The 20,480-nt window shown below is 67.1% G+C and carries 21 protein-coding genes; 7 read left to right on the forward strand and 14 right to left on the reverse strand.

All coding sequences use genetic code 11. From position 1 onward, the window contains the following. Nucleotides 1-784 (reverse strand): hypothetical protein (locus ACFDSW_RS04555; RefSeq protein ID WP_375249091.1); only part of this gene is annotated, 784 nt, incomplete at its 3' end. Between the two features lie 74 nt (nucleotides 785-858). On the opposite strand from ACFDSW_RS04555, the gene lipB reads away from it, so the two are divergent. The 3 genes from lipB (at nucleotide 859) to ACFDSW_RS04570 (ending at nucleotide 2,853) form a co-directional block, all read left to right on the forward strand. After that, entirely contained in the window at nucleotides 859-1,533 is a 675-nt protein-coding gene (gene lipB, locus ACFDSW_RS04560) for a lipoyl(octanoyl) transferase LipB (protein ID WP_375249116.1), read from the forward strand. 87 nt (nucleotides 1,534-1,620) lie between these two features. Then, nucleotides 1,621-1,869 (forward strand): hypothetical protein, encoded by a 249-nt coding sequence (locus tag ACFDSW_RS04565; protein WP_375249092.1) that lies wholly within the window; start codon nucleotides 1,621-1,623, stop codon nucleotides 1,867-1,869. A gap of 300 nt (nucleotides 1,870-2,169) precedes the next feature. Continuing rightward, nucleotides 2,170-2,853, forward strand: a complete 684-nt coding sequence (locus ACFDSW_RS04570; protein ID WP_375249093.1) for a hypothetical protein — start codon at nucleotides 2,170-2,172, stop codon at nucleotides 2,851-2,853. A 65-nt stretch (nucleotides 2,854-2,918) separates the two neighbouring features. Here ACFDSW_RS04570 and queE read toward each other — a convergent pair whose 3' ends face one another. The 7 genes from queE to parE all read right to left on the reverse strand — a co-directional run bounded on the left by queE (nucleotide 2,919) and on the right by parE (nucleotide 10,318). Continuing rightward, nucleotides 2,919-3,551, reverse strand: coding sequence for a 7-carboxy-7-deazaguanine synthase (queE, locus tag ACFDSW_RS04575; protein ID WP_375249094.1), 633 nt, complete (start codon nucleotides 3,549-3,551; stop codon nucleotides 2,919-2,921). A gap of 2 nt (nucleotides 3,552-3,553) precedes the next feature. Then, entirely contained in the window at nucleotides 3,554-4,252 is a 699-nt protein-coding gene (gene queC, locus ACFDSW_RS04580) for a 7-cyano-7-deazaguanine synthase QueC (protein ID WP_375249095.1), read from the reverse strand. Between the two features lie 236 nt (nucleotides 4,253-4,488). Continuing rightward, on the reverse strand, nucleotides 4,489-5,418 hold the full coding sequence (locus tag ACFDSW_RS04585; RefSeq protein WP_375249096.1) for an Hsp33 family molecular chaperone HslO: 930 nt from the start codon (nucleotides 5,416-5,418) through the stop codon (nucleotides 4,489-4,491). A 119-nt stretch (nucleotides 5,419-5,537) separates the two neighbouring features. Beyond that, complete coding sequence (gene argF, locus ACFDSW_RS04590; RefSeq protein ID WP_375249097.1) at nucleotides 5,538-6,455, reverse strand: ornithine carbamoyltransferase; 918 nt, start codon at nucleotides 6,453-6,455, stop codon at nucleotides 5,538-5,540. Between the two features lie 133 nt (nucleotides 6,456-6,588). Further along, the gene (locus ACFDSW_RS04595; protein ID WP_375249117.1) at nucleotides 6,589-7,761 is read right to left on the reverse strand and encodes an aspartate aminotransferase family protein; all 1,173 of its coding nucleotides are present in this window, start codon (nucleotides 7,759-7,761) and stop codon (nucleotides 6,589-6,591) included. Nucleotides 7,762-7,948: 187 nt separating this feature from the next. Next, a complete protein-coding gene (locus tag ACFDSW_RS04600; protein ID WP_375249098.1) occupies nucleotides 7,949-8,236 on the reverse strand; it encodes a hypothetical protein in 288 nt (95 codons plus the stop codon). Between the two features lie 102 nt (nucleotides 8,237-8,338). Beyond that, nucleotides 8,339-10,318: a DNA topoisomerase IV subunit B gene (gene parE / locus ACFDSW_RS04605; RefSeq protein WP_375249099.1), complete on the reverse strand. Its 1,980-nt coding sequence runs from the start codon at nucleotides 10,316-10,318 to the stop codon at nucleotides 8,339-8,341. Between the two features lie 135 nt (nucleotides 10,319-10,453). Between parE and ACFDSW_RS04610 the strand changes: the two genes are divergently transcribed. Beyond that, a complete protein-coding gene (locus ACFDSW_RS04610; protein ID WP_375249100.1) occupies nucleotides 10,454-11,314 on the forward strand; it encodes an outer membrane protein in 861 nt (286 codons plus the stop codon). Between the two features lie 41 nt (nucleotides 11,315-11,355). Here the strand turns inward: ACFDSW_RS04610 and ACFDSW_RS04615 are convergent, their stop codons facing one another. Beyond that, a complete protein-coding gene (locus tag ACFDSW_RS04615; protein ID WP_375249101.1) occupies nucleotides 11,356-12,501 on the reverse strand; it encodes a sensor histidine kinase in 1,146 nt (381 codons plus the stop codon). A 278-nt stretch (nucleotides 12,502-12,779) separates the two neighbouring features. Continuing rightward, a complete protein-coding gene (locus tag ACFDSW_RS04620; protein ID WP_375249102.1) occupies nucleotides 12,780-13,529 on the reverse strand; it encodes a GcrA family cell cycle regulator in 750 nt (249 codons plus the stop codon). A 61-nt stretch (nucleotides 13,530-13,590) separates the two neighbouring features. Between ACFDSW_RS04620 and ACFDSW_RS04625 the strand changes: the two genes are divergently transcribed. Together ACFDSW_RS04625 and ACFDSW_RS04630 are read left to right on the forward strand one after the other, a co-directional pair. Then, the gene (locus ACFDSW_RS04625) at nucleotides 13,591-14,487 is read left to right on the forward strand and encodes an ABC transporter permease (RefSeq protein WP_375249103.1); all 897 of its coding nucleotides are present in this window, start codon (nucleotides 13,591-13,593) and stop codon (nucleotides 14,485-14,487) included. 98 nt (nucleotides 14,488-14,585) lie between these two features. Then, a complete protein-coding gene (locus ACFDSW_RS04630; protein WP_375249104.1) occupies nucleotides 14,586-15,551 on the forward strand; it encodes a phosphatase PAP2 family protein in 966 nt (321 codons plus the stop codon). Nucleotides 15,552-15,575: 24 nt separating this feature from the next. On the opposite strand, the gene ACFDSW_RS04635 is transcribed toward ACFDSW_RS04630, so the two are convergent. From ACFDSW_RS04635 to ACFDSW_RS04645, 3 genes are read right to left on the reverse strand one after another with little or no spacing between them, the layout of a single operon-like run. Continuing rightward, nucleotides 15,576-16,364 (reverse strand): LysR family transcriptional regulator, encoded by a 789-nt coding sequence (locus ACFDSW_RS04635; protein WP_375249105.1) that lies wholly within the window; start codon nucleotides 16,362-16,364, stop codon nucleotides 15,576-15,578. Between the two features lie 11 nt (nucleotides 16,365-16,375). Continuing rightward, on the reverse strand, nucleotides 16,376-16,774 hold the full coding sequence (apaG, locus tag ACFDSW_RS04640; RefSeq protein WP_375249118.1) for a Co2+/Mg2+ efflux protein ApaG: 399 nt from the start codon (nucleotides 16,772-16,774) through the stop codon (nucleotides 16,376-16,378). Between the two features lie 14 nt (nucleotides 16,775-16,788). Next, the gene (locus ACFDSW_RS04645; protein ID WP_375249106.1) at nucleotides 16,789-17,994 is read right to left on the reverse strand and encodes a trans-sulfuration enzyme family protein; all 1,206 of its coding nucleotides are present in this window, start codon (nucleotides 17,992-17,994) and stop codon (nucleotides 16,789-16,791) included. A 100-nt stretch (nucleotides 17,995-18,094) separates the two neighbouring features. Between ACFDSW_RS04645 and ACFDSW_RS04650 the strand changes: the two genes are divergently transcribed. Then, entirely contained in the window at nucleotides 18,095-19,339 is a 1,245-nt protein-coding gene (locus ACFDSW_RS04650; protein WP_375249107.1) for a glycosyltransferase family 39 protein, read from the forward strand. Between the two features lie 18 nt (nucleotides 19,340-19,357). Here the strand turns inward: ACFDSW_RS04650 and ACFDSW_RS04655 are convergent, their stop codons facing one another. After that, nucleotides 19,358-20,476 (reverse strand): glycosyltransferase family 2 protein, encoded by a 1,119-nt coding sequence (locus ACFDSW_RS04655; protein ID WP_375249108.1) that lies wholly within the window; start codon nucleotides 20,474-20,476, stop codon nucleotides 19,358-19,360. Between the last annotated feature and the right edge of the window lie 4 nt (nucleotides 20,477-20,480).

Here is a 20,480-nt window from a genome sequence, read left to right on the forward strand (position 1 = left end):
CGATATAGAAGCGGGCGACGAACACGCTTTGCACCACGGTTCCGATCGCGCTGACGATCCCACTGACCAGCGCGAGGAGCATGACGGCCATCCCGTCCGTCACCCCCGGCAACAGCCGCACGACTACGCCGACCACCGACGTCACCGCGACGGTGAACACCGTCAGCACGATGAAGAACAACAGAAGCACACCGATCAGCCGCATCGTGGACCCGCGCGTCAGCGCGAAACTGCGCCGGAACGCGCCCAGCGCGCCAGCCCGCTCATGCAGAACCACCGCCATCAGCGGTGCCAGCCGCGCCAACAGCCACAGCATCGCAAGCGCGGCGGCCAGCATCAGCACCCCCGCCAGCGCCAGCGTGCCGGTCGCCGCGTGATCGAGATCGAGATTGCCGGCGCTGTCATATGCCGCGCCGGAGGCGATCAGCGCCCCAATGCCCGGGACGAACAGTATCGCCGAGAGCAGCCCGAACATCACGAAGACGCCGAGCGCCGGCAACAGCCGCCCGCCCGCCATACGGAAGGCGCGCCTGGCGCCGACCGACGGATCGCTCGCGATCGCGGTGATCGCGAGCGTCCCCAGGATCAGCAACACCAGATCGACGAGGCGCAGCAGCCCGCCCAGCAGGTGCAGCGGGCTGGCAGGATCGACCAGATTCGTGAACGCCCCGCCGACCACGGAGGACGGTACGATCGTCAGCAACGCGATCCCGGCCAGCATGCCCGCGCGCCCGCGCATGACCTGCACCGCCTGATCCCAAATGGCCCCGATCTTGATCATCATCGTCCCCTAGTCGCGCCAGCGCGTCGGTCAAGGTCACGCCAGCCGCGCTTGCCTTCCGCGCGACGCGATCGCATCTGTCACGGGTGACGATACCCGATGACATCGAATGGCGGGTCAGCCCCGGACTGACCGATTATGCCGCCGCACTCGCCGAGATGGAGGCGCGCGCCGCGGCGGTCGCGACGGGTGATGCGCGTGAGCTGATCTGGCTGCTCGAGCATCCGCCGGTCTATACCGCCGGCACCAGCGCGGATCCGTCGGAACTGGTCGATCCGCGCTTTCCGGTCGTACCGGCGGGGCGCGGCGGGCGATACACCTATCATGGGCCCGGCCAGCGGGTCGGTTATCTGGTGCTGGATCTCAACCGGCGCGGCCGCGACGTGCGATGCTTCGTCCATGCGGTGGAGGGGTGGGTGATCGCCGCATTGGCCCGGATCGGCATTGACAGCTTCCGCGCGCCCGGCCGGATCGGCATCTGGACGCACGACGCGACGGGCGGCGAGGCGAAGATCGGTGCGATCGGCATCCGGGTGCGCCGCTGGGTGACGCTGCACGGCTTTTCGGTAAATCTGTCGCCAAATCTGGCGGATTTTGGCGGGATCGTGCCCTGCGGACTTGCCGATTTCGCCGTCACCAGCGCTCAAGCACTTGGAAAAACAACAGATCGTGCAACTTTCGATGCCGCGCTGGCGTTCACCGCCGACGCTTTTCTGCAAAGTCTATCTTGCGTCGATGAAAACGAGGCTTGAGAGCCCGGTCATCTGTGATTAATGTCCACGTTGATTTGGGATGAATGGCCAACGGGCCGCCAAATCCACAGTCTAGGGAGCAATTTCATGCGTGCAGTCATCACCAAGGTTCTGGCCGGTTCGGCGCTCGCGGCGGCGGCTCTGGCGGTCTCGGCCTGCGGCTCGAAGACCGAGAACACCGATAACACCATGATCACCGACATGAACGCCACCGAGGGCATGGACACCATGACCGACAACATGACCGCGGTTGACGGCACCATGAACGGCGGCATGATGGCCAACGATACCATGGGCAACGACATGATGATGTCCAACATGTCGAACGCGATGTAATCTGCCGCTACGGCGATTGTATCCAGGGCCGTCCGGGCGACCGGGCGGCCTTTTCGCATGCGCGGCACGCCCGTGCGGCGCGCCCTGCCCGATCCCTCACGCGCTCAACCAACGTTCGGGATTCATTACGGAATCCCACCGATTATTTAACGCCGTCAGGCAACGATCGGGCGCAATTCAGGTCAGAAATCTGTTGGGCCGAAAGGTTGATGTGGCGTATAGGCGCGGCCGGGCGGCGTCGCGGCGCAGCGAACGAAGGGCTGCGGCCGCGTCCCCCGGGTACGGGTGAGGAGTATGAAAATGCGGAAGGTGGGGTTCGTCGGCGCCATGGCGGTGCTGGCGACGGCGGCAATGTCGGCGACGCCGGCGACGGCACAATTTTTCTTCAAGTCCAAGGATCTGACCGGCACCCCGGTGATCGGTGACGAAACCGGCATCGGACAGCCGCTGCCCGGCGCCACTCCGGCGGAGCTGCGCGCCGGCGTGACATGGAACATGCGCGCCGCCCTGAACGTCGCGGCGCTGCAATGCCAGTTCGAGCCGACCCTGCTGACCGTGCCGACCTATAATGCGATCCTGACCGATCATAAGCAGGAACTGGCCTCTTCCTTCGACACACTGACCAAATATTTTGCGCGGACCGCCAAGACGAAGAAGGAAGGTCAAAGCGCGCTCGATCAGTTCGGGACGCGCACCTATGCCGGCTTCGCCACGGTCGCGGCGCAATTCGGTTTCTGCACCACCGCGGCACGGATCGGCCGCGACGCGCTGTACGCGCCCCGTGGCGCCTTCGGCGATATCGCGCTGACGCGCATGCGCGAATTGCGCAACAGCCTGACGCCGTGGGGAGAACAGCAATTCCCCCGCCTGCAGATATTCCCCGCGACGCTGCCGCGTTGGGAGAAGGAATGCTGGAAGAAAACGGACTTCGATACCCGCAAATGCGGCGAGCCGCTGACACCGATCACCTACGCCGCCCGCTGATGAGGTCGCGGCCGGGGGCAACTCCCCCGGCCCTCTCCCCCGGCGCCGTCGCCGGGGGCAGGCCCTTACCGCAGCCCCAGCATCTTGTGCGTCTGTAGCGACAGGCGCCAGCGTGGACGCTGCATCACCAGCGCCATCGCCGCATCGACGTTCGCCTGGCCCCGCGCATCGTCCATCGGCTGCAACAGGAAGTTGGCGAAATCCCAGGTCTCGATCGCGTCGATGTCAGTCCCCGGCTGCGGCCATACCAGCTTCAATTCGTCACCGCGCCGTTGCACCGTTTCGCTGCCCGCCTTGGGGCTGATGCATATCCAGTCGATGCCCGGATGCACCGGCAGCGTGCCGTTGCTCTCGATCGCGATCATGAAGCCGGCGGCATGCAGCGCATCGATCAGCGCATCGTCGACCTGCAGCATCGGCTCGCCACCCGTCAGCACGACGAAGCGACGCTCCATCCCCTTGCCCCAGAACCCCGCCGCCGCCGCCGCCAGCGCGGCCGCGTCGGCAAAGCGACCGCCGCCCGCTCCGTCGATGCCGACGAAATCGGTGTCGCAAAAGCGGCAGATCGCGGTCGCGCGATCCCGCTCACGGCCGGACCACAGGTTGCACCCGGCGAAGCGAACGAACACCGCGCGTCGCCCGGCCTGCACGCCTTCGCCCTGCAACGTCAGGAACATTTCCTTGACGGCGTAGCTCATCGTCAGGGCGCCGGCGGGGTGACCGCGTACACGGTGGGATCGGCGACCCCCGCTTCCTCGAAGCCCTTGTGCCGCAAGCGGCAACTGTCGCACAGGCCGCAATGCTGGGCGCCCGGCGCCGGATCGTAGCACGACCAGCTCAGCCCCATATCGAGCCCCAGTCGCGCGCCCTCGCGCACGATGTCCGCCTTGGTCATATGCTGCAGCGGCGCGCGAAAGCGGAACGGCTGCCCTTCGACCCCCGCCTTGGTCGCGAGATCGGCGAGCTGCTCGAACGCGGCGATGAACTCCGGGCGGCAATCGGGATAGCCGGAATAGTCGAGCGCATTGATGCCCAGATACAGGTCGCGCGCCCCCGCCGCCTCCGCCCAGCCGAGCGCGAGGCTGAGGAAGATCGTGTTGCGGGCGGGAACATAGGTCACCGGAATATCGCTGCCGACGCCATCCTTCGGCACCGCGATAGCCTCATCGGTCAGCGCCGACCCGCCAAATGCGGACAGGTCGATCGGCAGGACGATATGGCGCGTCGCGCCGAGCGCTCGCGCGACGCGGCGCGCGGCCGCAAGCTCGATATGATGTCGTTGATTATAGTCGATCGATAGCGCCAACAACGGATGCCCGGCCTCCCGCGCGAGCGCGGCGGACACCATCGAATCGAGTCCGCCCGAAATGAGCGCGACCGCAGGTGTTTGGGTGGTCATGATGCGCGCGTCGCTAGGCCGATGTGCCGGCAAACGCAACCACGCCGCCCGGCGAGCCGCTCGAAAAGGGCGGGTCACCGCACGCGACCCGCCCGATCCGCCAGCCGTCGCGTCAAACGGCCAGTCAAGGGAGACAGCCACCCGAAAGTGACTGTCACGGTGATCGCACATGGCAGTTAATAAGCGGATAAAGGCCATCGCCGCGGCGCTGATCCCGTGCCGCGAGCGGGGTGACGTCAATCCGCCGGCTGCATCTCCAGATCGGTCGCGCGCAGCGGAAAGACGGTGGAGCAAAAGGCGCAATCGACCGCGATCAGCCCCTGTTCGTCCGCCATTTCGATCCGTTCCTCGACCGGGAAGCGCGCCAGCACCGAGCGGATATGCTCGGTCGTGCAACGGCATCCTTTCGACAGCGGCTGCGCGGCGAGGACGCGCACCTCGTCCTCTTCGTTGAACAGCCGCCAGACGAGCGTCTCCAGCGGCACCTCGGCATCGGCGAGCTCTTCCGCTCCCATCGTCCGCCCCAATGCCTCGACATGCTCCCATTCGGGATGATCGAGCCGGGTATGCAGCCGTTCGCGCCCCACCTCGCCCTCGGGCAGATGCTGCAGCAGCAATCCTCCGGCGACGCAGCGGCCGTCGGAGCCTTTCTCCAGGCCCACCCGCACCAGCGTCGGGATCTGCTCCGACTGATAGAAATAGCTTTGCGCAGCATCGGCGAGCGTTGCGCCATCGAGCGGCACGATGCCCTGGTAACGCTCTCCGGTGGAGGCGAGATCGAAGGTGATCGCGAGGTAGCCCGGTCCGAACAGGGCAAACAGGCTCGGTGCCTCCGGCGCGGCGGCGAGCCGGTCGGCATCATATTGGACGTAGCCGCGCACGTCTCCGCCGCGATAGTCGCACACCAGCAATGTGACGATCCCGGTCTGCGTCTGCGTCTGCATCGTCAGCTGGCCCGCCGGATCCTTCAGCGTGCTGCCGATCAACGCGGTCAGCGTCAGCGCCTCCGCGAGCAATCGCTCGATCACGGGTGGATAGGCGTGCGCCGCCAGGATCGTGTCGAGCGTCGGCCCCAACCGCACGATCCGCCCGCGCGCGGAGCGGCCCGGAATGGTGAAGCCAAGCGCACGGTCGAGATCGGGGGGAGTGGTGGTGAGGTCGGTCATCGTGTCTTTCGTCACCCCAGCAAGGGCTGGAGTCTCTGGCGGCACTGGGAAGCGCCGGGCGGCGAGAGACCCCGGCCGCTGCCGGGGTGACGCTTATCTGGTGCGCGAGGCGCCCGCGATCAACCGATCTGCCCGAAGCACCAGCGCAGCACCGCCTTTTGCGCGTGCAAACGGTTCTCCGCCTCCGGCCAGATCAGCGATTGCGGGCCGTCGATCACCTCGGGGGTCACCTCCTCCCCGCGATGCGCCGGCAGGCAGTGGAGGAACGCCGCATCGGGCTTCGCGATCGCCATCAGCGCGGCGTCGACCTGATAGGGCATCATCGCCGCCAGCTTGGTGTCGGCATGCGCCTGCCCCATCGAAATCCACGTATCGGTGACGACCACATCGGCACCCGCGACCGCCTCGCGCGGATCGGCCACGACACGGGCCTGCCCCTTGCCGCGCTCGATCGCCGCTTCCTCGGGCTGGAATCCCTGCGGACAGGCGGCGACCACCTCGAAGCGCATCAACCCCGCCGCCTCGACGATCGACGCCAGTACATTGTTGCCGTCGCCCAGCCACGCGACCTTCAGCCCCGGCAACGCCTTGCCATGCTCGATGATCGTCAGCAGATCGGCCATGATCTGGCACGGGTGCGAGGCATCGGTCAGGCCGTTGATGACGGGGACGGTGGCGTAATGCGCCATCTCCTCCACCTTGGCGTGATCGTCGGTGCGGATCATGATCGCGTCGACATAGCCGGACAGCACGCGCGCGGTGTCAGCGACCGTCTCGCCACGACCGAGCTGCATCTGCCCCGCTTCCATCACGATCGACTGACCGCCAAGCTGCCGGATCGCCATGTCGAAACTGACGCGGGTGCGGGTGGAATTCTTCTCGAAGATCATCGCCAGCACATGGCCCGCAAGCGGCGCGTCGGCATCGATCCGGCCCTTGCTCCAGCCCGCGCGCGCCTGTTTGCGGGTTAGCGCGTCGTCGAGCATCGCCGCGATCGCGTCGGGGCCGGCATCGGTGAGGTTCAGGAAATGGCGCATATGATCTTCCCCGGCATCGGGAGGGGGACCAGCGACGCCGGTGGAGCGGGATCGCCACGAACGATCCGCCTGCCGCATCCCCCCTCCACCATGTTTTGCATGGTCCCCTCCCCGCTGGCGGGGAGGATCAAGGTTATTCGTCCGCGACGGGCACGTAGACGCGCGCCGCCTCGCTCAATCGCTCGATAAACTCGGCGACATGCGCTTCCTCGATATTGAGCGGTGGCAGCACACGGACGACATTCTCGCCCGCGGACACCAGCAGCAACCCGTGCTGATCGCGGCAATGCGCGACGAAGCGGCGACTGTCGCTGGTCAGCTTGATGCCGAGCATCAGGCCATGGCCGCGCACCGAGTGGAACAGGTGATCGTAATTGGGGATCATCTGCTCCAGCGCCGCGCGTAACCGCTCGCCCATCTGCACGACATGATCGAGGAAGCCTTCCTCCAGGATGACGTCCAGCACGGCCTCGCCTGCCGCCATCGCCAGCGGATTGCCGCCATAGGTGCTGCCATGCGTGCCGAACACCATGCCCTTGGCCGCCTCCGCGGTGGCCAGGCACGCGCCGAGCGGGAAGCCCCCGCCGATCCCCTTGGCCACGGCCATGATGTCGGGCGTGATGCCGTAGAGTTCGTGGGCGAACAGCTTGCCGGTGCGCCCGTATCCCGCCTGCACCTCGTCGAGCACCAGCAGCAGGTCATGCTCGTCACATGCCTTGCGCAGACCCTGGAGGAACTCCATCGATGCCGGGCGGATACCGCCCTCGCCCTGGATCGGCTCGACCAGGAAACCGGCGGTATGGTCGTCGATCAGCGCCAGCGCGCCGTCGAGATCGTTGAAGGTGGCATAGCGGAAGCCGGGCAGCAGCGGTTCGAACCCGTCGCGCATCTTGGCCTGATTGGTTGCCGAGATCGCGCCCAGCGTGCGCCCATGGAAGGCGGTGTCGAAGGTGATCAGGTCATGCCGCTCGGGATGCCCGTTGGCATAGTGATAACGGCGCGCGGTCTTGATCGCGCACTCGACCGCCTCCGCCCCCGAATTGGTGAAAAAGACGGTGTCGGCAAAGGTGGCATCGACCAGGCGCTGCGCGAAATGCTCGCCCTGCGGGCTGCCGTACAGGTTGCTGACATGCATCAGCGTCGCCGCCTGATCGGCGATTGCCTTCACCAGCCGGGGATGGCCATGGCCCAGCGCATTGACCGCGATGCCGGCAGCGAAGTCGAGATATTTCTCGCCACGCTCCCCGTACAGGTAAGCACCCTCGCCTCGCACCGGTCGCACGTCACACCGCGGATAGACGGGCATGAGAGCGGGGATCGCGGTGTCGACGGACAAGGTGCCTTCTCCTCTGCAAAGAGCAAGGGCGGCCCGATGCGGACCGCCCGTAAGGCGCCTGATACCGGCATTCGGACGACGGAACAACCGTCGCCATATCCGCCCGGCATGGCGATGTGCCGGGCGGTTCAGGCGTTGGCCCGGACGCGCGCGCCGCTCACGACAGATCGAGTTCGCCGCTCAGTCGATCCTCCGGCATCGGCACGGCGACATCCGCGGCCGGCACCACCCGCACCGATCGTGCCGGATCGAACACGGCCTCACCGGTCGCTTCAGTGATGGTCCAGTCGGGCTGTACCGGCCGCGAAACCGCGTCGCCGGCGGCGTAGACCGGGTGGATGCCGGACACCGCATATTCCCCCAACAGCATACCGCCGCTCAGGCTGAGCAACATGCCGCCCGCCATGCCCAGCATCATCACCGCCCGGCCGGATTGCGTTCGCATCGCATCGCTCCTGTTCCCGTGGGCGGATAACGGGAGCGATGGGGCGTGGTTCCGGGACTATGAACGGCGGCGCCCCCTCGTCAGGGGGCGGCCACCGGCCGCTCATGCATCGATCGCTTCCTCATCCAGACGCGCGGCATTCTCCTGAATGAAGGCGAAGCGATGGGCCGGATTGGTGCCCATCAAGCGATCGACCAGATCCTTCACCCCCGCCCGCTCCTCATATTCCTGCGGCAGCGTAATCCGGATCATGCTGCGCCGGGCGGGGTCCATCGTCGTTTCGCGCAACTGTTGCGGATTCATCTCGCCCAGGCCCTTGAAGCGCGCGACCTCCACCTTCTTGCCCCGGAAGGCGGTTCGCTCCAGCTCGGCACGATGCGCGTCGTCGCGCGCGTACAGGCTCTTCGCGCCGGCGGTCAGCCGATAGAGCGGCGGCTGCGCGAGATACAGGTGACCGTGCCGGACCAGATCGGGCATTTCCTGGAAGAAGAACGTCATCAGCAGCGTCGCGATATGCGCGCCGTCGACGTCGGCGTCGGTCATGATGACGATTCGCTCATAGCGCAGGCTTTCGGGGCGGCATTCCTTGCGCGTGCCGCAGCCGAGCGCCTGGATCAGATCGGCGATTTCCTGATTGGCGAGGATCTTCGCGCTGGTCGCGGAGGCGACGTTGAGGATCTTGCCACGGATCGGCAGGATCGCCTGCGTCTTCCGGTCGCGCGCCTGCTTGGCCGAGCCACCGGCGGAATCGCCCTCCACGATGAACAATTCGGTGCCTTCAGGGCTGTCGGCGGCACAATCGGTCAGCTTTCCCGGCAGCCGCAGCTTGCGCCCCGACGTCGCGGTCTTGCGCTTCACCTCGCGCTCCGCCTTGCGGCGCAGCCGCTCGTCCATCCGCTCCATGACATAGCCAAGCAGCGCCTTGCCGCGTTCCATGTTCTGGCCCAGCCAGTGATCGAAATGGTCGCGCATCGCCTTTTCGATTAGTCCAGCGGCCTCGGGCGAGGTCAGACGGTCCTTGGTCTGGCTCTGAAACTGCGGATCGCGGATGAAGACGCTGAGCATCAGCTCGCTGCCGACCATCACGTCGTCGGCGGTCAGCTCTTTCGCCTTCCTGTTGTTCACCAGTTCGCCGAACTGGCGCAGGCCGCGCACCAGCGCCTGCCGCAATCCTTGTTCGTGCGTGCCGCCATCGGGGGTGGGAATGGTGTTGCAATACCAGCTGTAGCTGCCGTCGCTCCACAGTGGCCAGGCGACCGCCCATTCCACCTTGCCCTGGCTATCGGGGAAATCCTGCTGCCCGGCGAAGAAATCGGCGGTAGCGCATTCGCGCGCGCCGACCTGTTCGCGCAGGTGATCGGCAAGCCCTCCGGGAAACTGGAACACCGCGTCCGCCGGCGTATCGCTCCCCTCGACCAGCTCGGGCGCGCATTTCCAGCGTATTTCGACCCCCGCGAACAGATAGGCCTTGGATCGCGCCAGCTTGTAGAGCCGCGCCGGCTTGAAATGCAGTTCCGGGCCGAAAATCTCGGTATCGGGCACAAAACTGACCGACGTCCCGCGCCGGTTGGGGGCGGCGCCGATATGTTCGAGCGGACCGAGCGTGACCCCGCGCGAGAAGCGCTGGCGATACAATTGCCGCTCCCGCGCGACTTCGACCACGGTATCAGCCGACAGCGCGTTGACCACCGAGACGCCGACCCCGTGCAGACCACCCGACGTGGCATAGGCCTTGCCCGCAAACTTGCCGCCCGAATGGAGCGTCGACAGGATCACCTCCAGCGCCGATTTGTCGGGAAACTTGGGGTGTGGGTCGACCGGAATGCCGCGCCCGTTGTCGACGATCGTCAGCCGGTTGCCCGGCTCCAGCGTCACGTCGATGCGCGTCGCATGGCCTGCCACCGCCTCGTCCATCGCATTGTCGAGCACTTCGGCGGCAAGATGGTGCAACGCGCGCTCATCGGTGCCGCCGACATACATGCCGGGCCGGCGGCGCACCGGCTCCAGCCCCTCCAGCACCTCGATCGACGATGCGTCATAGCTGGGGGAACCGGCGGTGGAGGAAGCAAAGAGATCGGCCATGACGGGGCTATATCGGGAACACACGATTTCCCCAAATGCCCGCCGGATCGGGTGCAGCGGATCTGGCAATGATTCGACACGCAACCTGTCACGCGCAGGGCACGTTGCTCCCGGATTGTATCAGGGAGTGTTGAAATGAAAGCATATTGGCTAGCGATCGGCACATTGCTCACCGCCGCCCCCGCCATGGCGCAGGATGGCGGCAGCAGCGATCCCATGGTGACCGGCGGGTTCACCGGCGTCTATGTCGGTGCGGCCGGCGGGTATGACGTGCAATCGAACGACCGCAGCTCGCGGATCCTGTTCGATCGCAATCTGGACGGCAATTTCAACGACAGCGTGCTGACGGGGGGCGGCGCCAATGCGTTCGGCCCAGGCTTCTGCGGTGGCGGCGCCACGGGCGCGACCGGACCGCAGAACGGCAGCGTCGGCTGCCGGCGCGATCGCGACGCGGGCGCCTATTATGCGCGTGTCGGCTGGGATCAGCAGATGGGCAGAATCGTCGTCGGGGTCGTCGGCGAGTTCGGCCGAAGCGATATCAACGACAGCGTCACCGCCTTTTCGTCGACCCCGGCAAGCTATACGATGTATCGCGATATCGACTGGGAAGCGGGTATCCGTGCGCGCGCCGGCTATACGCCCAATGATTCGACGCTGTTCTACGGCACGTTCGGCCCCGGCTATGCGCGGATCAATAGCGAATTCAGCAGCACCAACACCGCCAACACGTTCACCGGCCGCGGCGACCGCGATCAGTTCGGTATCCAGGCCGGCGGTGGCATCGAGCAGCGCATCGGCGACCATTTCTCGGTCGGGCTCGAATATCTGTACCACCAGTATCAGGACAACGATTATCGCGTCCGCGTCACGGGGCCGGCGGGCACGCCGTTCACCAATGCCGCAAATGGCGGTACCGTCAGCGGGACCGACTTCCGTCGTTCGGACGACAAGTTCCGCTGGTACAGCCTGCGCGCCACCGCGGCATTCCGGTTCTGATCGCCGCCCCACGCCCCGGCTGATGCCGGAGCGTGGGGCGTTCACTGGCGTAGCGGAAGGAGCAGGGTGGCGATCGAGCCACCCGAGGGGCGCGGCCGCAATGTCAGTCGTCCCCCCATCGCCTCCGCGATCCGGCGGCTGATCACCAGCCCCAGCCCCGTCCCGCCGCGATCGTGGTGCGGCGAATGGACCTGCCGATATTCCTCGAACAGCGCGCCGACCTGGTCGGGGGGAATGCCGACGCCGGTATCCTCCACCACGAAACGCAGATGATGGCCGGGGGCCGGCCGCGTGACGCGCAGGGCGACATGTCCGACGTCGGTGAACCGCACCGCGTTCGCCATCAGATTGTTCAGCACCTGATGCAGGCGATCGCCGTCGCAAAGAATCGTATCCGGCACGCATGCGGCCATGTCGAGAGTCAGCGACAGGCCGCGCGCCGCCGCCACGCTGGCGTTCGTCGCCACCACGTCCTCGAGCAATACCCGTATCACCACCTCGACCGGCTTGGCATCGACATGGCCAGCTTCAAGCCGCGAGTATGTCAGCATGTCCTCCAGCAAACGGATCACCCGTTCACCGCTTCGGCTCATCCGCGACAGCATCTCCTGATCCTCCACCGACGCGCCCGGCTGCCGTCCCAGCGCGTGCGTCAGCAGGATGATACTGCTCAGCGGCGAGCGGATTTCGTGGCTCACGTGCGCCAGGATCTTGACCTTCTCCTCCGCCTGACGACCGATTTCCTCGCTATAGCGCCGCGTGCGTTCGCGGCTTCGCCACATCAGCAGCAGGATGACGAGCAGCAGCACGATGATCGCGATCGCCGCGAGCACCACGATGATCGACCGCTTGCGCACGGCCTGACGACGCTCCTGCTCTATCGACAATGGACGATCCACCGACCACCCGCCCGCGTCGTTGACGGAGGAGGCGGCCCCGGGGTGAGATGGCGCGTAGACGTTCCCGGCGTCGCGGCGAAGGCGCGGCGCGGGGGATCGGCAACCACGGATCAGGGCCAGTCCGGCGCACGCATCCCCCACCCACGCGATGTCGCTGCGCTTCAGGTCCGCCACGGCGGAAAAGGCGTCAAGCCAGGCCGCCACCTCGGCGTCGAGCGGCGCGAGGTTACCCTCCGCGAGCGCCCGGTCGTCGCCCGACTGTGCCGCCGACAGGCCGGCTTCCGTCACCGATAGCGGCGCCCCGCTGCAAAGGGCGTCGTGAGTTGTCGGGCAATAAGCGACAGCCGATGGTATCGTACAAGTACAAAGGATGACGCCCCCCGCAATGGAAAGCGCCCTGCGAGGCTTCTCCATGTTACGTGCGGCTCGCGGACAGAACCACACGCTCGACATCGTTATGAAAAGACTGCCACATCCCGCCGCCATCCTCGAAGAATGGGGCGTAAGCACCCCCGGCGGCAAAAGATATTAATTCATGTTACTCGGCGAGATGTGGTTTACCCAAATCAACGCATGCGGGGGCCGCCGAACGGCAACGGCGGGCCGCGTCGATCGCGGCGCGGCAGCTGGGCCTGATAAGCGTGACCGCAATGCTCCACGCAATAGGGGAAGCCAGGGTTCACCTTGTCGCCGCAAAAATGAAAGTCCGGCTCGCCAGGGTGACCGATCGGCCATTTGCAGATCTTGTCGTTGAGATCGAGCAACGAGGTCTTGTCGGCATATTCAGGCGAGGTCTTCGCCGGTACCAGGCGGCGCGGCGGCGCCGGGGCGATCGGCGGCTGCTGCTCGCCAGGCGCCTGACGAACGAAGCCCCCCGGCCCAACCGAGCGGAGGATCGGCTGCGGCGGCGAGTCGTTGCCGGGGACGATCCGCTCGGGCGCCGCCTCATCCTGTGCCTCGTCTTCTTCCCCGCCGGCGGCCTCACGCTCAACCGCCGCGCGCACCGGTTCAGGCGCGCGCGCCGGAGCTGCAGCCGGGGCCGCAGCGGCAACCGGCTGCGGGCGAGCCGCAACGGGGGCGGTCGCGGGAGCGGCGGCCGCCGGCGAAGCGGCAGGCGCGGTCGCCCTCTCCGCGGCGGCGCGCGCCTCTTCCTTAGTCACGACCGGCGAGGGACGCGACTGCAGCCCCAGTCGGTGGGCCTTGCCGATCACGGCGTTGCGGCTGACGCCGCCCAGGGCTTCGGCAATCTGGCTGGCCGTCTGGCCCGCTTCCCACATCGTCTTGAGCGTGTTGATCCGCTCGTCGGTCCAGGACATCGTCACTTCCTCAATGCGTGCCGGTTGCGGGTGGCGGCGCCAGCGTCTACCCGCAGACGCGATGAGCAGCCAACCCTCCCCCGGTCAATCCTCTTTAGGTCAGCCGTCAGCCGGTCGAACCTCGTCTACCCCACTTCCATCGGGCATCAGGCATGCCCCCGGCGAACCGGTGATCCGGAACGTCAATTGGGGCGGCCTGCGAACGCTCTATGTGAAGGAGGTGCGCCGTTTCTTCAAGGTGCAGCTCCAGACGATCTGGGCGCCAGCGATGACGACGCTGCTCTTCCTCGTCATTTTCACCGTCGCCAACGGCGCGCGCAGCCCGGTGCGGGTCGGCGGCGAGGTGGTGCCGTTCGCCGATTTCGTCGCCCCGGGCCTGATCGTCATGGGCATGCTGCAAAATGCTTTCGCGAATGCCAGTTTCTCGCTGCTGGTCGGCAAGATCCAGGGCAATATCGTCGACTATCTGCAACCACCGCTATCGACCGCCGAACTGCTCGCGGCGCTGACCGGGGCGGCGGTGACGCGCGCGTTCCTGGTTGGTTGCGCGGTCTTCCTCGCCATGTCGCTATGGCCCGGTGTGCACGTGATCCCGCGCCACCCGGCGGCGGTACTATGGTTCGGGCTGCTCGGCGCGACCTTCCTCGCGCTGGTGGGGGTGATGACGTCGATCTGGGCGGACAAGTTCGATCATGCCGCCGCGGTGACCAATTTCGTCGTCGCACCGCTGACCCTGCTGTCGGGCACCTTCTATTCGGTCGACCATCTCGCGCCGGCCTTTCGCACGTTTAGTCACGTCAACCCGTTCTTCTACATCATCTCGGGCTTTCGTTACGGATTCCTCGGCACCGCCGACTCGCCCGTCGCGCTGGGAAGCGTCATCATTCTGGCGCTCGACCTTGGCCTCGCCACGCTTTGCTACATGCTGCTGCGGCGCGGGTGGAAGCTGAAAAGCTGATCGCACCGCACGGGCATTTGCCCGATCGGCGCAAAACCGTTCATGGGATCGACAGGTGGCGTCGCGTTAGACGGCCGGCTCCTCCCGGAGCATGATCCTTGCCGTTTCCCCCCACCACCCCCCGCCCCGCCGCCAGCGCCACCGCCCATCGCGCCGTGCCGCCCCGCGCGATGCCCGCGGTGCTTGGCGATGCGCGTGATCGCCGGCTGTGGCTGTGCATCGCAACCTCGACGCTATTGACCTTATGCCTTGTCCGGGGCGCGGGATTGTCGATCACCGGCGCGACGCCGTTCCTGCTGTGCGGCCTGGCAGCGGTGGCGCTGCGGCTCGCCGGACCGTTGCTCGTCCCGACGCGCGCGGCCGCGCTGCCGGAAGCGGCGGGCCATTACGCCGCCTTCATGCTGATCGCGTTGACCGGGGCCACCGCCAGTTACCCGATTTCGGCGCTGACGATCGGGTTCCACGACGCGGGTCTGCAGCGTATCGATACGCTGCTGGGGTTCGACTGGTTGCGCTGGTATCGCGTCGTCGCCTCCCACCCCGCGCTGCAATGGCTGGGGCTCGCCGCCTATCGCAGCATCTATATCACGCCCGCACTGCTGCTCGGCTATCATGCGGCGACCGGACGACGCGACGCGGCGCGGCGGTTCCTTGCGACGTTCTGGCTGGCGGCGGTCCTCACGCTGGCGCTGTTCGCGTTCCTTCCCGCGGTCGGCCCCTTCTCTTACCTCTGGCGCGGCCCGATCCCCTATTGGCCGGACAGCCAACAATGGCAGATCGGCATGATCCCGTTGCTACGCAGCGGCGCCGAGCGGACGATCGATTTCGCGCATCTGCACGGTCTCGTGTCGGCGCCGAGCTTTCACACCGCCGCCGCCGTGCTGTACATCCACGCCGCCTGGCCGATCCGGCGGCTGCGCTGGCCATTGCTGACGCTCAACGCCGCAATGCTGCTGTCCACGCCGGTGGAGGGGACGCATTACCTGTCGGATATGCTGATCGGCGCGGTCGTCGCGGTCGCGGCGGTGGTGATCGTCCGGCGGGCCCTGCCGGACGCGGCGTAATCGGGGGCGGCGCCGCGGCCGCCGTCAGTCACCCAGCGCCTCGACCAGCGCCTGCACTTTCTTCTGCCGCCATTGCGGTGTCGGCGCGACCAGCCAATAGCCGTGGCGCGATGGCTGGGCTTCGCCCACCCGCACCACGCGCCCCGCCGCCAGATCGTGCGCCGCCAGCATCTCGGGCACGGTCGCCCGCCCCAGCCCGGCCGCCGCGGCATCGATCGCCAGCCCCGCATCCCCGACGCGCACCAGCGTCGCCCCGTCACCCGCCGCCCCCGGCCAGCCGATCGCCGTCATGACGCTGCCACCGGGATGCTCGACCGTCACGAGCCCATCGCTCTCGATCGCCTCGCCCTCATATTCCCCCGGCCCCTCACCCCAGCGGATCGCCAGATCGAGATTGGCTTCGGTGAAATCGATCGCCTCGTCGGCGCTCACCAGCGCGAAGCGTGTCTCGGGATCGGTTGCCGAAATCGCCGCCAGCCGCGGCAACAGCCATTTTTCGGTCACGTCACGCGGCGCCGCGATCGTCAGCGACTTGGACGACTGGCCCGCCTGCATGGCACGCACCGCCTCCTCGAATTCGAGGAAGCCCTGCCGCAGTGCGGCCAGCCCGGCGTCGCCTTCGGGGGTCAGCTCCAGCCCCTTGGTGGTACGCCGGAACAGCACGACGCCCAGCGTATCCTCCAGCGCGCGGATCTGCTGCCCCACCGCCGCCGGGGTCACCGCGAGTTCGTCCGCCGCGCGGGTGAACGACAGATGCCGCGCCGCCGCGTCCAGCACGCGCAGGCCGTTGAGGGGAAGGTGCGTCCGCTTCACCGCGTCGCCCCCTAGTCCGCCACCGTTGGCGCGGTCAGCGCGAAGCGGGGTATCGCGACGTCGAACATCCCGCCATCCTCCGCCATCATGCGATAGCGGCCCTGCATCGATCCGGTCGGCGTCGACAGCGGGCAGCCGGACACGTAATCGTAACTCGCCTCTGCCGCGATCAGCGGCTGCTCGCCGACCACGCCTTCCCCCTCGACGCTGTGCCGCGCGCCGCGACCATCGGTGATCACCCAGTGGCGCGTCAGCAACTGGACCGCCCCCGGACCGGCATTCTCGATCCGGATGTGATAGGCCCAGAACCAGCGGCCGCGTGCCGGCTCCGATTGCTCGGGCAGATAGCTGGCGGAGACGCGCACTGTCACCGCGCCGGTCGTCGTCGAGTCCGGGAACAGCGCACCCATCGACATCGACGGCGTCACAGCCCCACCTGACGTAACGCCTGATCCAGATCGTCGATCAGGTCGGCAGGATCTTCCAGGCCAACGTTGAGCCGCAACAGCCCCTCGGTCACCCCCATCTCCGCGCGTGCCTCTGCCGCGACGCCATAATGGGTGGTCGAGGCGGGATGCGTCATCAACGAGCGCGAATCCCCGATGTTGTTCGAAATGTCGATCAGCGTCAGCGCGTTGAGCAAGGCGAGCGCCTGCGCCCGGCCCTCCACCTCGAATGCGAAGATCGGGCCGGTCGCGACCATCTGGCTCATCGCCAGCTCGTGCTGCGGATGGCTGGGCAGGCCCGGATGCAGGATGCGCGGCACCCGCCCCTCCAGAAACCGCCCCACCGCCAGCGCATGATCCGACTGGCGGCGGATCCGCAGGTCGAGCGTTTCCAGCCCCTTCAGCACCACCCAGGCATTGAAGGCGCTAAGCGTCGGCCCGGTATTGCGGGTGAACGGCAGCAGCGTGTTGGTGATGAAATCCTCTGTCCCGCACACCGCGCCCGCCAGCACGCGCCCCTGCCCGTCCATCATCTTGGTCGCGGAATAAGCCGTCACATCCGCGCCGAACTCCATCGGGCGCTGCAAGGCCGGCGTGGCGAAGGCATTGTCGACCACGCTGAGGATACCGCGTTCACGCGCGATGCCGCACACCGCGCGCAGATCGACCACGTCCATCGTCGGATTGGCGGGCGTTTCGAAGAAGAACAGCTTCGTGTTCGGCTTCACCGCATCCTCGAACGCTTGCGGATCGCGCGCATCGATGGTCGTCGACTGGATACCGAATTTGGGCAGCAGGGTGTCGACCAGCCAGCGACACGAGCCAAAGGCGGCGCGCCCGGCGACGACATGATCGCCCTGCTGCAGCTGGCACAACAGCACCGCGGTCATCGCCGCCATTCCGGTCGCCATCGTGCGGCACGCCTCCGCCCCTTCCAGCAGGGCGATGCGCTGCTCGAGCATCTCGACGGTGGGGTTTTGCAACCGGGAATAGGTCATCCCTGTCTGCTCGCCGGCGAACCGCGCGGCGGCATCCTCAGCCCGGTCGTAGCTGTAGCCCGACGTCAGGAAGAGCGCTTCCGACGTTTCCCCGAATTCGGATCGGGCGGTGCCCCCGCGAATGGCCTGCGTGGCGGGCCGCCACGTCTGCGTGATCGATCGGTCCTGTCCGGTGCGGCGCTTCATGGGGACGCTTTGCCTCCCGGGGCGTAACGAAACAAGGGGGCGGTGCCCGCAAACGCGATTCAGCGTGATCGGCGGCGCGGGGCGTGCCAAGGGTTCGACCATGCCAGTGCCGACATCACCCCCCCGGATCGATGACAAGCCGTGGGTCGTCGGTGGCGCGATCACCGTCGCGGCGTGGCTGATCTTCCTGTTCCGCGTCACGGTGCCGGCACAGATCGTATTCGACGAGGTGCATTACGTCCGCGCCGCGCACGCGCTGCTGGCGCTGTCGGGGCCGGAGAATATCGAGCATCCGCTGCTGGGGAAGGAAGCGATCGCGCTGGGCATCTGGCTGTTCGGCGATACCCCGTTCGGCTGGCGCTTCTTTTCCACCGTTGCCGGCGCGGCGACGATCGCGGGCGTGTTCGCGCTCGGGCGGCTGCTGACGCGCACGACGCGCGGTGGGGTGTTGGCGGCAACGCTCGCGTTGCTGGGCTTCACCGTCTACGTCCAGGCGCGGATCGCGATGCTCGATACGTTCATGCTGCCGTTCCTCGTCTGGGGGATCGCGCTGCTGGGCCAGAGCATGACGACCGGCAGCGCGGCGCGCTGGAGCGCGGGCGCGATGATGCTGGGGCTGGCGACGGCCTGCAAGTGGGCCGCCGCCCCTTATGTCGGCGCCGCCGCGATCGGCTATCTGGGGATGCGACGCGGACGGCCGGATCGCTGGCCTGGACTGAACCCGCCACTCGCCCTCGGGCTGCTCGGCGGTATCTCGGTGCTGGCCTATGCGGCGACGTTCGCGCCCGCCTTCTTCTACGCGCATGACGCGATGACGTGGCGTGGGCTGATCCCCTTCCAGTACGAAATGTATCTGCGCCAGACGCAGGTGCTGCCGCCGCACACCTATCAATCGAACTGGCGCACATGGCCGTTGATGATCCGCCCGATCTGGTATCTGTACGAGCCGGTCGCCGGGGTACAGCGCGGCATCCTGATGATCGGCAATCCGGCGGTGATGTGGGGCGGGCTGGTCGCGGTGGCGGCCTGCTACGCTGGCTGGGTGCGGAACGGCGCGGCGCGGCTGCTGGCGGCAGCGGCGCTCTGGACCTTCGCGGTGGGCATCTTCGCAGTGATCCCCAAATCGCTGGGCTTCTATTATTATTACTATCCCGCGAGCGTATTCCTGGCGGTGGTGCTGGCGGTCGCGCTGGAACAATGGCGCGCGCGGCTGGGCGGCTGGATCGAGCTGTATCTGGCGCTCGCCGCCACCCTGACGCTCTATTTCCTGCCGGTGCTGTCGGCCGAGCCGCTCGCGCATGCCGGCGCGTTCCGGCGCTGGACGTGGTTCGCCAGCTGGGTGTGACGGGCCGTTACGGACGGCCTACCGATACCGCCCCCAGGTGAACCGCGACGACAGCGCGTAATTCCATACCGCGCCGACCAGCACGCCCAGCAGCGCGGATGCCGCCCATGCCCCCTGCCGAACGTCGTGCAGGAAGGCCGCCACCCCGACATTCGCGACCGCGCCCACCGAACAGACGAGGCAGAACGCCACCCAGCCGTCGAACAGCGCCTTCATCCCGCGCAGCCGGCGATCGCGATAGGTCAGCGCGTTGTTGAGGAAGAAGTTGACCGTCATCGCCACCAGCGTCGCCGCGATCGTGCCGGCAAGGAACGACCAGCCGAGCATGACGTAGGTCAGCACCAATATGGCCATATGCACCGCCGCGCCGAGCGCCCCGATCGCCGAGAACATCGCGAAGCGCACCGGAACGATCCGCCCCATCCGCCGATCATACAGAGCGATCAGATATTCGAGCGCGACGACATGATCGAGCTTGCTCTCCCCCGCGGAACGGACGCGGAAGACGTAGGGCAGTTCGACGAAGCGCAGCGGGCGCGGGCTGGCGCTCATGATATCGAGCAGGATCTTGAACCCGATCCCGCCCAGCCGCGGCACCAGATCGCGGACCAGCGCCGCCCGCGTCATGAAGAAACCGCTCATCGGGTCGGCCAGGTCGGAGCGCAGCACCAGCCCCGCAAGCCGCGTCGCAAGGGCCGACTTGGCGAGCCGATCCCGATCCCACTCCCCCGTCCCGCCGCCAGCGACGAAACGCGACCCGACCGCCAGATCGAGCGTCGCATCGTCGCGCAATGCCGCCGCCATCTGCGACAGCAGCGTTTCGTCATGCTGCAGATCGCCGTCCATCACCGCCACCAGCGGCGCGGCGGTGGCGCACATCCCCTCGATACAGGCGGTCGACAGGCCACGCCGGCCGATCCGGTGAATCACCCGCACGCGGGGGTCGATCATGCCGATCGCGCGGATCGCATCGGCGGTGCCGTCGGGGCTGTCATCGTCGACGAAGATCGCTTCCCAACGCCACCCCGCCAGCGCGCGCCCGATCCGCTCGATCAGCACGGGCACGTTGGCGCGTTCGTTGAACGTCGGGATGACCACCGCCACGTCGAGCATCGCGCGGTCGGGGGATGTCGCCATCACG

The organism is Sphingomonas sp. (assembly GCF_042091075.1).
Lineage (GTDB): Bacteria > Pseudomonadota > Alphaproteobacteria > Sphingomonadales > Sphingomonadaceae > Sphingomonas.

What these genes read in the sequence shown, in the direction of transcription:
- ACFDSW_RS04565 (WP_375249092.1), top strand. Translation starts at nt 1,621, where the DNA reads ATGCGTGCAGTCATCACCAAGGTTCTGGCCGGTTCGGCGCTCGCGGCG.
- ACFDSW_RS04570 (WP_375249093.1), top strand. Translation starts at nt 2,170, where the DNA reads ATGCGGAAGGTGGGGTTCGTCGGCGCCATGGCGGTGCTGGCGACGGCG.
- queE (WP_375249094.1), bottom strand. Translation starts at nt 3,551, where the DNA reads ATGAGCTACGCCGTCAAGGAAATGTTCCTGACGTTGCAGGGCGAAGGC.
- queC (WP_375249095.1), bottom strand. Translation starts at nt 4,252, where the DNA reads ATGACCACCCAAACACCTGCGGTCGCGCTCATTTCGGGCGGACTCGAT.
- ACFDSW_RS04585 (WP_375249096.1), bottom strand. Translation starts at nt 5,418, where the DNA reads ATGACCGACCTCACCACCACTCCCCCCGATCTCGACCGTGCGCTTGGC.
- argF (WP_375249097.1), bottom strand. Translation starts at nt 6,455, where the DNA reads ATGCGCCATTTCCTGAACCTCACCGATGCCGGCCCCGACGCGATCGCG.
- ACFDSW_RS04595 (WP_375249117.1), bottom strand. Translation starts at nt 7,761, where the DNA reads ATGCCCGTCTATCCGCGGTGTGACGTGCGACCGGTGCGAGGCGAGGGT.
- ACFDSW_RS04600 (WP_375249098.1), bottom strand. Translation starts at nt 8,236, where the DNA reads ATGCGAACGCAATCCGGCCGGGCGGTGATGATGCTGGGCATGGCGGGC.
- parE (WP_375249099.1), bottom strand. Translation starts at nt 10,318, where the DNA reads ATGGCCGATCTCTTTGCTTCCTCCACCGCCGGTTCCCCCAGCTATGAC.
- ACFDSW_RS04610 (WP_375249100.1), top strand. Translation starts at nt 10,454, where the DNA reads ATGAAAGCATATTGGCTAGCGATCGGCACATTGCTCACCGCCGCCCCC.
- ACFDSW_RS04620 (WP_375249102.1), bottom strand. Translation starts at nt 13,529, where the DNA reads ATGTCCTGGACCGACGAGCGGATCAACACGCTCAAGACGATGTGGGAA.
- ACFDSW_RS04625 (WP_375249103.1), top strand. Translation starts at nt 13,591, where the DNA reads ATGAGCAGCCAACCCTCCCCCGGTCAATCCTCTTTAGGTCAGCCGTCA.
- apaG (WP_375249118.1), bottom strand. Translation starts at nt 16,774, where the DNA reads ATGGGTGCGCTGTTCCCGGACTCGACGACGACCGGCGCGGTGACAGTG.
- ACFDSW_RS04645 (WP_375249106.1), bottom strand. Translation starts at nt 17,994, where the DNA reads ATGAAGCGCCGCACCGGACAGGACCGATCGATCACGCAGACGTGGCGG.
- ACFDSW_RS04650 (WP_375249107.1), top strand. Translation starts at nt 18,095, where the DNA reads ATGCCAGTGCCGACATCACCCCCCCGGATCGATGACAAGCCGTGGGTC.
- ACFDSW_RS04655 (WP_375249108.1), bottom strand. Translation starts at nt 20,476, where the DNA reads ATGGCGACATCCCCCGACCGCGCGATGCTCGACGTGGCGGTGGTCATC.